Source organism: Catenulispora pinisilvae (genome assembly GCF_015356865.1).
Classification (GTDB): Bacteria; Actinomycetota; Actinomycetes; order Streptomycetales; family Catenulisporaceae; genus Catenulispora; species Catenulispora pinisilvae.
On record NZ_JAAFZA010000591.1, the window covers coordinates 1 to 504 of the forward strand.

General features: G+C 66.3%; 1 protein-coding gene. It reads left to right on the forward strand.

What is annotated here, in order from left to right; genetic code table 11:
* Positions 1-504, forward strand: a 504-nt coding sequence (locus IZR01_RS49555; protein WP_194927927.1) for a phosphopantetheine-binding protein, incomplete at both ends; no start/stop codon positions are given.

Consider the following 504-nt stretch of genomic DNA (forward strand, 5'->3'; position numbering starts at 1 on the left):
AGATCGACATGTCGGTGCTGCGCGATCATGTCGCGTTGTCGCTGCCGGAGTACATGGTCCCGTCGGCGTTCGTGGTGCTGGATGCGCTGCCGCTGACCCCGAACGGCAAGCTGAACCGCCGCGCCCTGCCGGCGCCGGAGTTCAGCGCGGTTACGGATGGTCGTGCTCCGCGGACGATGCCGGAGGAGATTCTCTGTTCTCTCTTCGCTGAGGTCCTGGGCCTGGAATCAGTGTCGGTCGATGACAGTTTCTTCGACCTCGGTGGTCATTCGCTGCTGGCTACGCGTCTGGTGAGCCGGGTGCGCTCGGTGTTGGGCGTGGAGTTGGGCCTGCGGGTTCTGTTCGAGGCGCCGACGGTGGCAGGGATCGCGGCACGCCTGGACGCGGGTTCTGATACGCGTCGTGTGGCGTTGCGGCCGGTGGTGCGTCCGGAGCGGGTGCCGTTGTCGTTTGCGCAGCGTCGGTTGTGGTTCTTGAGCCGACTGGAGGGTCCGTCGGCGACCT